We start from the raw sequence: 12,566 nt of genomic DNA, 5'->3' as shown, positions 1-12,566 counted from the left end.
GGAAGAAGTAAAGGAGCCAGGCCGCACACCTGCCGGCCCGGCCCTCCGCGCCCGGATCAGGAGCCGCCATGACCATCGCACCCCAGTCCCCCGCCCCCCAGTACCCCCCCCCCCCCGGCCCCGCCCCCCGCCCCCGCCCCCCCCCCCGCCGCGCCCCCGGGGGGGGGCCCCGCCGCCCCCCCCCCCCCCCCCGCGCCCCCCGGGGCCCGGCCCCGCCCCGGGGGGCCCCCGGCTACCGGCTACCGGCGATCCGGATCGGGGACGGCGCGAGGTGACGGGGATTCAGTGACCGCGGCGGCTGCTGCGGCGGCGCAGGGTGTACGCCGTGCCGGCCGCGGCGGCGAGGAGGAGGCCGGCGCCCGCGCCGAGTTCCACGGGATCCATGCCGGCCACGCTGCCGCCGAGGCCGCCCTGAACGCCCCGGGCGGTGGTGGGGACGGCGGTGTCCGGGGTGGATGTCTGCGTGGAACTGGTGGTCGCCAACCCGGACGTGCCGCCCGCGATCGTCAGATCGGCCGAGCCGGTCTCCCCGTTGCAGGTGAAGCTGACGGAGTAGACGGCTCCGCGCCGGGCGTCCCGGTCCACCCTGACCCGTACGCTCTGGCCGCGGGCGATGCTCACGGTGTCGAAGACCCCGGAGGAGGCAGTGGCGTAGGCGGCGTTGCATCCGGTCACCGAGAGGACCGTCCGGCCGCCGGGCGCGACCGTGGACGGTGTGATCGCGAACCCGAACGAGGTGACCTGCCGTGCCTCGACGGCGGTCGCGGCGCCCGCGGAGGACGCGCCGAGGGCGCCGAGCGCGAGTACGGCGCCCATGGCGCCGGCGCTCAGCAGGGCTGTGGCGGAGGTACGTATCGCACCCATGGTTGATTCTCCGGATCCCCGAGGAGCAGTCGCGGAAGGGGTTTCCGCACGTGGGGGGTCGTGCGCCTCGATGTCCGCCACGCTAGGTCCGGGCGGCGCGGCCCGCGATCAGGAACGGGCGAATGGGGCATGTCCCTAGGCCGAACCGGGGACGGGAGGCCCGTCCCCGGTTTGCCTGACGCCGTCCGCCGACAGCTTCCGCAGGCGTCGGGACGGTGCGCGCCCTCAGTCCTCGAGACCCAGATGCGGGAACTGGGTCAGGAACGGTTCGGCGGTGGCCGAGATGCCCCGCCCGAAAGGCGCGTCGAAGTCCCAGATCAGGAACAGCAGGAAGGCGATCAGCGCGCTGAACAGGCCGGCCAGCAGCAGTTCCCGGAAGGAGCGCCGGATCTGCAGCGTGAAGATCAGACCGACCGTCACCAGGGCCCCCGCGATGAGCCCGAACCACACCACCCCCGGCATCGTGGCTCCGGCGCCCTGGCCGCGCGCACTGCGGGCGTCGTCCACCACGGCCACCTGGTCGACCAGCGGCTGGTACGCCTGCCCCTCGTGGTCCGTCTGCGGCTCGTAGTCGGTGACGTCCCGGCGGATCCGTTCCAGCAGTTCCCCGCCGTGGGCCGTGAGCTTGCCGTGGTCGGCCATCTCTCTCCACTCCGTGTCCACCACGTACGTCACGTACGCGTCGACGTCGGACCGGATCTTCTTGCGGACCTCGGCCGGGTAGACCTCGGAGCGGACGCTGACCTCGTGGAGGGCCTGTGCCTCCTGGCGCACGTACTCCTGGGCGGCCCCGCGGCCCTCCCAGACACCGGCGATCGCCAGGCCCAGCACGATCGCGTAGATCACCCCGATCATCATCGTCATGTACTCGATGACGTCCGGGGTTTCGTTCGGATCGTCGTCCTCTCCGATCCTGCGGTGGTTGAAGAAGGCGATGGACAGCACCACGGCACAGGCCGCGGCCATCGCGATGGTCAGGACGAGCCATTCCGACAAGATGACTCCCAAATCGGTGACAGGCGGGGCAGGAGGGCTACCGGGGGCGCAGCGCGACGATCGCGAGGACTGCGGGAGCCACGGTCAGCAGGGTGAAGGTCACCGGCGAGACGTGGCGTTCGACCGGCTTGCGGGCGGGTGCGTGATAGGCGGGACGGGCCACCGGCCTGGTCACGGGGGGTGGCGTCACGGGGGTGGCGGTGGGGGCTGGGGCGGGCGGGGCGGGTGCCTTGTACACCCGGGGCGGTGCGGGGGCGGGCGGCGCCGGCTTCGGCGCGACGGGCTTGGGCACCGGCTTCGGTACGGGTTTCGGCGCAGGCGGGGGCGGGGGCGGGGGCGGCGGCGTGGGCTCGGGCGGCGGGGTCGGCGTCGGCGGTGGAGTCGGCTTCGGCGTGGGTTTCGGGGGCGGGGGCGAGGGCTTCGGCGGGCAGGGCGGGGGAGGCGGTGGCGGGCAGTGGTGTCCGTGTCCGCCGTGCCCGCCGTGTCCGTCGTGCCCGCCGTGTCCGTGGCCTCCACCGGGCCGGTCGCCGGGCTTGCCTCCGTGCTCACCGCCGTGATGTCCGCCACCCGGACCGCTTCCGCGGCCACCGCTGGAGGCCGAGGCGACCAGGGTGACGGCGGAAGCTCCGCCGCCGGAGCCGGTCGTCGCGTAGGCGCAGCTATCAGCCACGGCCGGTGTGACGGAAAGGGCCGCCCACAACAGGACCGGGACCGCCAGCAGGCGTCTGGTACAGGCTTTGTTCACCCGGGGAGCATGGGCTCGCGCACGCCCGCACACGCGGGGGTCAGCCCTGGTTCGCCTGAACGGGTGGAGTGCCTGTGGGAAAGGTTTGAGCCACTCATGCGTCGCCAGACGGGCGACTCCGGACGCTCATCGCGCAATTCCCAAAAGGGATGTGTCGGTATCGATCATTCTCCCGGACGGGTGCGGCAGGCGTGTTTGGTGTGTGACGAAGAACGGATCGCCAATTTCCGCTTTTGCTCGCCCCGTTGGGCAATGATCAGTACATTCGGCTCGGACAGGAGTCCGACCGCGGACGGACCACCGTAGGAACAACGCTTGGAGACCCCGATGGAGCGCCCCGCCTGGGCCCCGCCAGGCATCGACATATCGGTGCCGAGCGTGTCCCGCATCTACGATTACTACCTGGGCGGCTCCCACAATTTCGAGGTCGACCGCCAGGCGGCCCGCCGGGCCATGGAATTCATGCCGGGCCTGCCCAAGGTCATGCAGGCCAACCGGGCATTCATGCGCCGCACCGTGCGGCACGCCGTCGCCGAGGGCATCACGCAGTTCCTGGACATCGGCTCCGGCATCCCCACCTTCGGCAATGTCCACGAGATCGCGCAGGCCGCCAGCCCCGAGGCGCGCGTGGTCTACGTCGACCACGACCCGGTGGCCGTCGCGCACAGCCAGGCCGTCCTGGCCGGCGACGAGCGCAGCGCCGTCGTCGCCGCCGACCTCCGCAAGCCGCAGGACATCCTGGCCGCCCCGGAGGTCACCCGGCTGCTCGACCTCGACCGGCCGGTGGCCCTCCTGCTCGTCGCCGTCCTGCACTTCCTGGAGGACGCGGACGACCCGTACGCGGCCGTGGCCGAGCTGCGCGACGCGCTGGCCCCCGGCAGCCTGCTGATCCTCACGCACGCCTCGTTCGAGGGGATCCCGCTCACGGAGGAGGTCGCGGGCGGGGCCGTCGGCGTCTACCGGGACATCCGCAACCCCCTCGTCATGCGCAGCGGGGAGCGGATCCGCGGATTCTTCGAGGGGTTCGAGATGCTGGAGCCCGGTCTGGTGTCCATGCCCGACTGGCGGCCGGACCGCGCCGAGTCCGCTGAGGACGGCGCGGTCCAAGAGGACCCGTACGCCTTCTCCGGCTACGGCGGCGTGGGACGCAAGGCGTGAGACTTCCTGCACAGACGGCGGGCACGCCGGACGCCGCCGCGGCGCGCGCCGGAGTACCGGCCCCCGGGCCCGAGGCGGCGGAATCCCGGGCGGCGGAGCCGCCGGCGGCTCCCAAAGGCGGTATCGAGGACCGGATCGCCCGCTTCGCGACCATCTGGGGGCGGGCGATCTTTCCGGTCACGGCGACCTCGCTGACCCGTGCCGAGTTCGAACGGCATCTCGTCCCGCTCACCTGGACGCTCGCCGAGGCCCTGCACGCCCGGCCCTTCGACGCCTCCGTCTCCCAGCGGGTCGGCGCGGAACTCGTCGCCGTGCACTGCACCGACCCCGAGGCGCTGTCGGGCACCCTCGGGGTGATCGAGTCGTACCTGGTGCTCTACTGCGGACCCGGCTGGCCCGGGGGCTCCGGTGCGGACGACACCGAGGAGTACCGGTCCCGCTGCGCCCGGCTCCAGCACGGGATCGCGGCGGGCTTCGCCCGCGCCCTGCGCGAGCGCACCCTCAAGGAGCAGGAGGCCATCGCCCGCTCGGCGCTGACCGCCCGCATCGACGCCCAGCAGGCCCTGCACGCGAGTGAGGAGCGTTTCCGGGCGGTCTTCGAGGGGGCGGCCGTCGGGATCGGCATCGCCGACCTGGACGGGAACATCCTCGAGGTCAACGACGCGCTGCTGCAGATGTTCGGCGGCCTGGAAGGACACGTCCGGGGCCGCAAGGTCAGCGAGTGGGGACACCCCGACGACACCCCGCACGTGTGGCGCATGTACGGGGAGCTGGTGCGCGGCGAGCGGGAGAGCTTCCGTGTGGAGAAGCCGTACTACCGGCACGACGGCACCGTCCTGTGGACCAACCTGACGGTGTCGCTGCTGCGCGACGCCGACGGGGTGCCGCGCTACCAGCTGGCGCTGATGGAGGACACCACCGAACGCCGCCTGCTGAACCTGCGCCTGCGCTACGAGGCGACCCACGACGCCCTGACGGGACTGCCCAACCGGACGCTGTTCTTCGAGCGGTTGGAGAAGGCCCTGAGCGGGGCCGGGGGCAGCCGCTTCGGCCTGTGCTACCTGGATCTCGACGGGTTCAAGGCGGTCAACGACAGCCTCGGCCACTCGGCGGGCGACCGGCTGCTGGTGGAGGTCGCGGACCGGCTGCAGAGCTGCGCGACCGGCCCCGGCGAGGTGGTCGCCAGGCTCGGCGGAGACGAGTTCGTCGCCTTGACCACCGGCCCGGACACCGAACAGGAGGTGACCGACCTGGCGGTCCGCATCCTGTCCGCCCTGTCGACGCCGATCCGGCTGGAGGGACGCGAGCTGACGGTCCGGGGCAGCATCGGCATCGTCGAGGGCCCGGCCCGCGAGCGCACCCCCGCGGAGGTGCTGCGCAGTGCGGACATCACGATGTACCGGGCCAAGGCGGCCGGCGGCAACCGCTTCGAGTTCGCCGACGCCGAGGCAGACGCCCGGGCCATCACCCGCCACGGGCTGACCAACGCCCTGCCGGCGGCGCTGGAGCGCGGCGAGTTCTTCATCGAGTACCAGCCGCTGGTCCACATGCACGACGGCAGCGTGCACGGTGCGGAGGCGCTGGTGCGCTGGTCGCACCCGCAGTACGGGGTGCTCGGCCCGGACCGCTTCATCCCGCTCGCCGAACGGACCGGGCTGATCGTGCCGCTCGGCCGCTGGGTCCTGGAGGAGGCCGTCCGCCAGGCCCGCAACTGGCAGCGCCAGCACGGCGGCTCGTCCCTGCGGATCAACGTCAACCTCTCACCGACCCAGCTGCACCACCCCGGCCTGGTCGCCGACACCGTCGCCGTGCTGGAGAAGTCGGGCCTGGCCCCGGGCGCGCTGTGCCTTGAGGTCACCGAGTCGGCCCTGATCGGCGCCGACGACGAACTCCTCGAACCGCTGCGCCGGCTCGCCGCCCTCGGCGTGGACATCGCGCTCGACGACTTCGGCACCGGCTACTCGAACCTGGCCAACCTGCGCCGCCTTCCGGTCAGTGTCCTGAAGCTGGACCGCTCCTTCACCCAGGGGATGCAGCAGAGCCCGGCCAACCCGGTCGACGTCAAGATCGTGGAGGGGATCGTCGCCCTGGCCCACAGCCTCGAGCTCGCCGTCACCGTCGAGGGTGTGGAGACCGGAGCCCAGGCCGCCCAGCTCCGAGACCTCGGCTGCGACACCGCCCAGGGCTGGTACTACGCGCGCCCGGGGGCCCCCGACCGCATCCACAACCTCTCCCTCTCGGATGCCGTGCCCACACCGTCCTGACACCGGCCGCCCACCCGCCCACCCGCCCGGGGAGCGGGCGGCGGTGGCGGGCGCCGAGAGCGGGCCTGCCGGTCAGCTCATGCCCGCCTCCGTCCCGCGCCCCGGCTCGCGGACCGCCGCCATCACCCGCTCCATCCGCCGGGAGGTGTCGGCCAGCACCTCGGCCGCCACCGGCAGGCGCTCGGCCTCGTACACGTCGAGCACACCTTCCGGAGCCGGGCCGGTGACGGCGGCGGCCAGGGTCCGGGCGAGGGCGGCCGCGTCCTGAATCCCGGTGTTCATCCCCAGCCCGCCGGCTATCGGGTGGACGTGCGCCGCGTCCCCGGCGAGGAAGACCCGGCCTTCGCGCATCCGGGCGGCCATGCGGACGTTGATCTGCCACGAGGAGAGCCAGGTCGGATCCGCCAGCCGGATCCCCGGCATCCGGGCGTGCCGGTCGAAGAGCCGCTGGAAGCTCTCGAGCGAGGGCGGCAGCGGCTCGCCCCGCTCGTCGGCCTCGGGCGGGGCCTGGAGCTGGAAGATGTCCGTCCCCGGTATCGGGCAGAGCAGTATGCCGCCGCCGTCCGAGGTGAACCACTGATGCCAGTGGTCCCGGCTCAGCCCGGGCGCCGTCACGTCTCCGAGCACCATCGACACCTTCTCCTCCGTCCGTCCTTCGAAGGGGATCCCGAGGAGCTCCCGGATCGAGCTGTGGCCGCCGTCGCATCCCGCGGCGTAGCCCGCGCGGACCGACCGGCCGTCGGCCAGCCGCGCGGTGACCCCGCCCGCGTCCTGGGTGATCCCGACGACTCCGGCCCCGTACTCGATCGGGACGCCGAGGCCGGCCAGCCGTTCGCGGAGGACCTCCTCGACCTGCCACTGGCCGATCAGGAGCCCGTTGCTGCCGGCCGGTGTGTCGTTGATGTGGGCGCCGTCGAAGTACTTGCGCAGGATCACGCCCGGGTTGCCGATGGCGCAGAGCCGCTCGGCGACACCGAGCCGGGCGAAGGCCTCGAGGCTGCTCGCGTCGAGGCCCTTGCCCCGGGACTCGCGATGGGGTCCGGAACGCCGCTCGAGGATCCGGACGGCGATACCGCGAAGGGCCAGTTCGCAGGCCAGGGCGAGTCCGGTGGGGCCGGAGCCCGCGATCAGTACGTCGGTCATCGGAAGTCCTCTCGTCACGTCGATGACTCCAGGAAAGCGGCTCGTCCCAAAAAAAGCAACCCGGTCAAAAAAATAACTGAGTTCGGTATGTAACTCAGTAACGAACCGGTGCTAGGGTGTGACGCATGGACAACACGACGGGTCTGCGCGAGAACAAGAAGCTCCGTACGCGCCGCCGGCTGGCGGCGACGGCGCTTGAACTCTTCCTGGAACACGGTTTTGACTCCGTCTCCGTGGCGGACGTCGCCGCGGCGGCGGAAGTCTCCAAGCCCACGCTGTTCCGGTACTTCCCGACCAAGGAGGACCTGGTCCTGGACCAGTTCGCCGACCATCAGGACGAGGCGGCGCGCATCGTGCGCGAACGGCCGGCCGGGCAGGGCCCCGTCGCCGCCATACGTGAGCACTTCCTGGCGGCCCTCGACCGGCGGGACCCGATCACCGGGCTCTGCGACCATCCCGCGGTCCTCGCCTTCGAGCGGCTGGTCTTCTCCACCGCCAGCCTGGAGTCCCGCCTCGCCCGCTACACCGCCCGCGAGGTGGAACTGCTCGCGGCCGCCCTCGAGGCCGAGTCCACCCCGTCGCTCACCGCCCGGCTGGGGGCGCTGCACCTGGTGACGGTCCGCCAGGAGCTGGGCCGGGAGAACTGGCGCCGGATCGACGCCGGGCGGAGCGCCGACGAGGTCCACCCGGGGGCCGTGGCCGACGCGAACGCCGCGTTCGGCATGCTGGCCGGCGGGCTCGACCGGGTGCTGCCCATACGCCCCGGCGTTACGCCAGCCGGTTCGGCCGGTTCGGCCGGTTCAACCGGCTGACGCGGAGCGGCCGGGGAATGTCGGACGCACAAGCCGTCCGGTAGCGAGGCCAGGGCCTGCTCGCCGTGCGCAGGGCGGGCGACGTCGTTCAGCTGGAGCGCAGTGCCCCCGTCCACGAGATCGCGGACTGCGGCGACGTTCCGTTCCCCGTTGCGGGCGGCGTCAGCCCACCAGCATCCGCTTCAGCTCGCGCGCCGCGCGCGGGGGAGCCACGTCGGTGCGGTGGGCCAGTGCGATCGTGCGGCGCAGCGGCGAGCCCGCCAGGGGGGTCGCCCTGAGGCTCGGCCCGGCGCGGTCCACCACCATCGCCGGGACCACCGCGACGCCCAACCCCGCCCGTACGAAGCCGAGTACCGCGTCCATCTCGCCGCCCTCCACGGTGAACACCGGCTCGAAGCCCTCCGCGCGGCAGGCCGCGACCGTCAGCTCCCGCAGGTCGTACCCGTGCCGGAACATCACCATCGGCTCGTCGCGCAGCCCGGAGATGGTCAGCGCCCCGCCCCCGCCCGGCGCCGGCAGCTCCGCGGACGAGACCACCACCAGATCCTCGGTCAGCAGCTCCACCGTGGTCAGCGCCGGAGCCGAAGGCGGCAGCGGCAGCGCGATCAGGGCCAGGTCCAAGGCGCCGCGGGCCAGTTCCCGCACGAGGTCGAGCGAACCGCTCTCCTCGATCAGCAGCTCGATCCCCGGATGTGCGCCGTGGAAGGCGCGCAGGACGTCCGGCAGCAGGCCCGTGCAGACGCTCGGCGTGGCGCCCAGCCGGACCCGCCCGCGCCGCAGCTGCGCCAGCTCCTGCACCTCCAGCCGCGCGGTGTCCGCGTCCGCCAGGATCCGCCGGGCCAGCGGCAGCAGCGCCTCGCCCGCGTCCGTGAGCGCGATGTTGCCCCGCGCCCGGCTGAACAACTCGGCGCCCAGCTCCCGCTCCAGCGCCCTGATCTGCTGGGACAGCGAGGGCTGGGCCACATGCACCTGTTCCGCGGCCCGAGTGAAGTGCCGGGTGTCGGCGACGGCGACGAAGTAGAGAAGCTGTTGAAACTGCATGGGCCCAGAATAAGACGACCATAGACATTCCCTATGGAGATCAGCCTCATCATGTCTTGGACCTTTCGGGACCTAGGTCCTTACGGTCGATGGCATGGCTCTGGCAACGCGGACGGGTCGACGGCCGTCCACCACACGCACGATCTGGGACTCGTCCGTCGGCAAGAAGTCCGTGATGGCCGTGTCCGGCCTGATCATGCTCGGCTACCTCGTCGTGCACATGCTCGGCAATCTCAAGATCTTCTTCGGGGCGGGGGAGTTCAACGGCTACGCCCACTGGCTGCGCACCCTCGGCTCGCCCTTCCTGCACCACGAGTGGGCCCTGTGGATCGTCCGCGTGGTGCTGCTCGCCGCGGTCGTGGCGCACGCCGTGTCCGCGTACCAGCTCAGCCGCCGCGGCATCCGGGCCCGGCCGGTGAAGTACGCCCACAAGCGCCGCAAGGCGAGCTACGCGACCCGCACCATGCGCTGGGGCGGCGTCATCCTGGGCCTCTTCATCGTCTGGCACGTGCTCGACCTCACCACGCTGACCGTCAACGAACGCGCCTGGGCCGGGCACCCGTACGAGAACGTCCTGGCCACCTTCTCCACCTGGTACGGCAACACGATCTACATCGTGGCGATGGCGGCCCTCGGCCTGCACGTCCGGCACGGCTTCTGGAGTGCCGCCCAGACCCTCGGCGCGGGCAGCGCCCGCCGCGAGCGTCCGCTGAAGTTCCTGGCCGACGCCCTGGCCCTCGTCCTCTTCGCGGGTTTCGTCTCCGTCCCCGTGGCCGTCATGACCGGATGGGTGAACTGACCATGAGCGACCTCGGAAACGACTACACCCGCTACACCACCGGCGAACCCCTCGCCGACACCAAGGCCCCCGGAGGCCCGGTCGCGGACCGCTGGGACCGCCGCCGCTTCGAGGCCAAGCTCGTCAACCCGGCCAACCGCCGCAAGCACACCGTGATCGTCGTCGGCACCGGCCTGGCCGGCGGCTCCGCCGGCGCGACCCTCGCCGAACAGGGCTACCACGTCGTCCAGTTCTGCTTCTCCGATTCCCCGCGCCGCGCCCACTCCATCGCCGCCCAGGGCGGCATCAACGCCGCCAAGAACTACCGCAACGACGGCGACTCGGTGCACCGCCTCTTCTACGACACCGTCAAGGGCGGGGACTTCCGCGCCCGCGAGTCCAACGTCCACCGCCTCGCCCAGATCTCCGTCGAGATCATCGACCAGTGCGTCGCCCAGGGCGTCCCCTTCGCCCGCGAGTACGGCGGCCTCCTCGACACCCGCTCCTTCGGCGGGGTCCAGGTCTCCCGCACCTTCTACGCCCGCGGCCAGACGGGCCAGCAGCTCCTCCTCGGCGCCTACCAGGCACTCTCCCGGCAGATCGCCGCGGGCAACGTGGAGATGCACGCGCGCACCGAGATGCTCGACCTGATCACCGTCGACGGCGTGGCCCGCGGCATCGTGGCCCGCGACCTCGTCACCGGCGAGGTCTCCACCCACTACGCCGACGCGGTGGTGCTGGCGAGCGGCGGCTACGGCAACGTCTTCTACCTCTCCACCAACGCCATGAACTCCAACGCGACCGCCGTCTGGCGGGCGCACCGGCGCGGCGCCTACTTCGCCAACCCCTGCTTCACCCAGATCCACCCCACCTGCATCCCGCGCACCGGCGACCACCAGTCCAAGCTCACCCTGATGAGCGAGTCCCTGCGCAACGACGGCCGCATCTGGGTCCCCAAGGCCAAGGGCGACACCCGCCCCGCCGCCGAGATCCCCGAGGCGGAGCGCGACTACTACCTGGAGCGGATCTACCCCTCCTTCGGCAACCTCGTACCCCGCGACATCGCCTCCCGCGCCGCCAAGAACGTCTGCGACGAGGGCCGCGGCGTCGGCCCCGGCGGCCAGGGCGTCTATCTCGACTTCGCCGATGCCATCCGCCGCATGGGCCGCGACAAGGTCGCCGAGAAGTACGGCAACCTCTTCGAGATGTACGAGCGGATCACCGCCGAGAACCCGTACGAGGTCCCCATGCGGATCTACCCCGCCGTGCACTACACGATGGGCGGCCTGTGGGTCGACTACGACCTCCAGACCACCGTCCCCGGCCTCTTCGCGATCGGCGAGGCCAACTTCTCCGACCACGGCGCGAACCGCCTCGGCGCCTCCGCCCTCATGCAGGGCCTCGCCGACGGCTACTTCGTCCTGCCCGCCACCATCAACGACTACCTGGCACGCCACCCGCACCGGGAGGCCGTCGACGACACCCACCCCGAGGCCCGGGAAGCCGTACGGGAGACCCGCGAGCGGCTCGCGAGGCTGCTCTCGGTCGACGGCGACCGCACCCCCGACTCCTTCCACCGCGAGATCGGCGAACTCATGTGGGAGTACTGCGGGATGGCCCGCACCGAGGAGGGCCTGCGCAAGGCACTCGACCGGATCCCGCAGATCCGCGCGGAGTTCTGGCGCCGGATCAAGGTCCCCGGCACCGGTGAAGAGTTCAACCAGTCGCTGGAGAAGGCCAACCGCATCGTCGACTACCTGGAGCTCGCCGAGCTGATGTGCCTCGACGCGCTCCACCGCGCCGAATCCTGCGGCGGCCACTTCCGCGAGGAGTCCCAGACCCCGGAGGGCGAGGCCGAGCGCCGCGACGAGGAGTTCTCCTACGCTGCGGCCTGGGAGTTCCGGAGCACCGGCGCCGCCCCCGTCCTGCACAAGGAAGACCTCGTCTTCGAGTACGTCCACCCCACCCAGCGGAGCTACGCATGAAGCTCACCCTGCGCGTCTGGCGCCAGCACGGCCCCGACGCCCCCGGCGCCATGGCCTCCTACGAGGTCGACGGCATCTCCCGGGACATGTCCTTCCTCGAGATGCTCGACACCCTCAACGAGGACCTCATCCTGCGGGGCGAGGACCCGGTCGCCTTCGACCACGACTGCCGCGAGGGCATCTGCGGCGCGTGCAGCCTCGTCATCAACGGCGACGCCCACGGCCCGGAACGCACCACCACCTGCCAGCTCCACATGCGGTCCTTCGCCGACGGCGACACCATCGACGTCGAACCCTGGCGGGCCGCCGCGTTCCCGGTGGTCAAGGACCTCGTCGTCGACCGCGGCGCCTTCGACCGCATCATCCAGGCCGGCGGCTACATCACCGCCCCCACCGGCTCCGCCCCCGAAGCGCACGCCACCGCCGTGCCCAAGGCCGACGCCGACTTCGCGTTCGAGCACGCCGAGTGCATCGGCTGCGGCGCCTGCGTGGCGGCCTGCCCCAACGGCTCCGCGATGCTCTTCACCTCCGCCAAGGTCAACCACCTGGGCGCCCTCCCGCAGGGCTCACCCGAGCGGGAGAGCCGCGTCCTGGACATGGTGGCCGCGATGGACGAGGAGGGCTTCGGCGGCTGCACCCTCACCGGCGAATGCGCCACGGCCTGCCCGAAGGGCATCCCGCTCCCGTCCATCGCCGCCATGAACAAGGAGTGGCTGCGGGCGGTCCGCAAGGGCTGACCGGGCGCCCGGCCCCGGCCGACCGGCCGACCCGATCCGCCGA

At 72.1% G+C, this 12,566-nt stretch carries 11 protein-coding genes; 6 read left to right on the top strand and 5 right to left on the bottom strand.

Annotation, left to right across the window (positions count from 1 at the left end):
• Window positions 1-282 precede the first annotated feature (282 nt).
• From ACIPUC_RS04830 to ACIPUC_RS04820, 3 genes are all read right to left on the bottom strand, one after another.
• Complete coding sequence (locus ACIPUC_RS04830; protein ID WP_446586745.1) at window positions 283-864, bottom strand: hypothetical protein; 582 nt, start codon at window positions 862-864, stop codon at window positions 283-285.
• Between the two features lie 225 nt (window positions 865-1,089).
• A complete protein-coding gene (locus ACIPUC_RS04825; protein ID WP_446586744.1) occupies window positions 1,090-1,860 on the bottom strand; it encodes a bestrophin-like domain in 771 nt (256 codons plus the stop codon).
• Window positions 1,861-1,897: 37 nt separating this feature from the next.
• Complete coding sequence (locus ACIPUC_RS04820) at window positions 1,898-2,035, bottom strand: hypothetical protein (protein ID WP_446586743.1); 138 nt, start codon at window positions 2,033-2,035, stop codon at window positions 1,898-1,900.
• An 897-nt stretch (window positions 2,036-2,932) separates the two neighbouring features.
• Between ACIPUC_RS04820 and ACIPUC_RS04815 the strand changes: the two genes are divergently transcribed.
• Both ACIPUC_RS04815 and ACIPUC_RS04810 read left to right on the top strand, forming a co-directional pair.
• Window positions 2,933-3,763 carry an SAM-dependent methyltransferase gene (locus tag ACIPUC_RS04815; protein ID WP_446586792.1) on the top strand — a complete coding sequence of 277 codons (831 nt, stop codon included), beginning with the start codon at window positions 2,933-2,935 and terminating at the stop codon, window positions 3,761-3,763.
• 122 nt (window positions 3,764-3,885) lie between these two features.
• Window positions 3,886-6,027 (top strand): putative bifunctional diguanylate cyclase/phosphodiesterase, encoded by a 2,142-nt coding sequence (locus tag ACIPUC_RS04810; RefSeq protein WP_446586791.1) that lies wholly within the window; start codon window positions 3,886-3,888, stop codon window positions 6,025-6,027.
• Window positions 6,028-6,099: 72 nt separating this feature from the next.
• On the opposite strand, the gene ACIPUC_RS04805 is transcribed toward ACIPUC_RS04810, so the two are convergent.
• On the bottom strand, window positions 6,100-7,170 hold the full coding sequence (locus ACIPUC_RS04805) for an FAD-dependent monooxygenase (protein WP_446586742.1): 1,071 nt from the start codon (window positions 7,168-7,170) through the stop codon (window positions 6,100-6,102).
• Window positions 7,171-7,295: 125 nt separating this feature from the next.
• On the opposite strand from ACIPUC_RS04805, the gene ACIPUC_RS04800 reads away from it, so the two are divergent.
• Window positions 7,296-7,982 carry a TetR/AcrR family transcriptional regulator gene (locus tag ACIPUC_RS04800; RefSeq protein WP_446586741.1) on the top strand — a complete coding sequence of 229 codons (687 nt, stop codon included), beginning with the start codon at window positions 7,296-7,298 and terminating at the stop codon, window positions 7,980-7,982.
• Between the two features lie 162 nt (window positions 7,983-8,144).
• On the opposite strand, the gene ACIPUC_RS04795 is transcribed toward ACIPUC_RS04800, so the two are convergent.
• Window positions 8,145-9,023 carry a LysR family transcriptional regulator gene (locus tag ACIPUC_RS04795; protein ID WP_446586740.1) on the bottom strand — a complete coding sequence of 293 codons (879 nt, stop codon included), beginning with the start codon at window positions 9,021-9,023 and terminating at the stop codon, window positions 8,145-8,147.
• 94 nt (window positions 9,024-9,117) lie between these two features.
• Here ACIPUC_RS04795 and ACIPUC_RS04790 point away from each other — a divergent pair, with 94 nt between their 5' ends.
• The 3 genes from ACIPUC_RS04790 to ACIPUC_RS04780 are packed head-to-tail and all read left to right on the top strand — an operon-like array spanning window position 9,118 to window position 12,523.
• Entirely contained in the window at window positions 9,118-9,822 is a 705-nt protein-coding gene (locus ACIPUC_RS04790; protein WP_446586739.1) for a succinate dehydrogenase, read from the top strand.
• A gap of 2 nt (window positions 9,823-9,824) precedes the next feature.
• Complete coding sequence (locus ACIPUC_RS04785; protein WP_446586738.1) at window positions 9,825-11,786, top strand: fumarate reductase/succinate dehydrogenase flavoprotein subunit; 1,962 nt, start codon at window positions 9,825-9,827, stop codon at window positions 11,784-11,786.
• Complete coding sequence (locus tag ACIPUC_RS04780) at window positions 11,783-12,523, top strand: succinate dehydrogenase/fumarate reductase iron-sulfur subunit (RefSeq protein WP_446586737.1); 741 nt, start codon at window positions 11,783-11,785, stop codon at window positions 12,521-12,523. The genes ACIPUC_RS04785 and ACIPUC_RS04780 overlap by 4 nt, the downstream gene beginning before the upstream one ends.
• Window positions 12,524-12,566: the final 43 nt, after the last annotated feature.

The sequence above is a fragment of the Streptomyces sp. LARHCF249 genome, from assembly GCF_052871255.1.
Note: the sequence above shows the minus strand (reverse complement) of the source record. Positions and strands in the feature narration are given on the sequence as shown.

What these genes read in the sequence shown, in the direction of transcription:
- ACIPUC_RS04830 (WP_446586745.1), bottom strand. Translation starts at nt 864, where the DNA reads ATGGGTGCGATACGTACCTCCGCCACAGCCCTGCTGAGCGCCGGCGCC.
- ACIPUC_RS04815 (WP_446586792.1), top strand. Translation starts at nt 2,933, where the DNA reads ATGGAGCGCCCCGCCTGGGCCCCGCCAGGCATCGACATATCGGTGCCG.
- ACIPUC_RS04805 (WP_446586742.1), bottom strand. Translation starts at nt 7,170, where the DNA reads ATGACCGACGTACTGATCGCGGGCTCCGGCCCCACCGGACTCGCCCTG.
- ACIPUC_RS04800 (WP_446586741.1), top strand. Translation starts at nt 7,296, where the DNA reads ATGGACAACACGACGGGTCTGCGCGAGAACAAGAAGCTCCGTACGCGC.
- ACIPUC_RS04795 (WP_446586740.1), bottom strand. Translation starts at nt 9,023, where the DNA reads ATGCAGTTTCAACAGCTTCTCTACTTCGTCGCCGTCGCCGACACCCGG.
- ACIPUC_RS04790 (WP_446586739.1), top strand. Translation starts at nt 9,118, where the DNA reads ATGGCTCTGGCAACGCGGACGGGTCGACGGCCGTCCACCACACGCACG.
- ACIPUC_RS04785 (WP_446586738.1), top strand. Translation starts at nt 9,825, where the DNA reads ATGAGCGACCTCGGAAACGACTACACCCGCTACACCACCGGCGAACCC.
- ACIPUC_RS04780 (WP_446586737.1), top strand. Translation starts at nt 11,783, where the DNA reads ATGAAGCTCACCCTGCGCGTCTGGCGCCAGCACGGCCCCGACGCCCCC.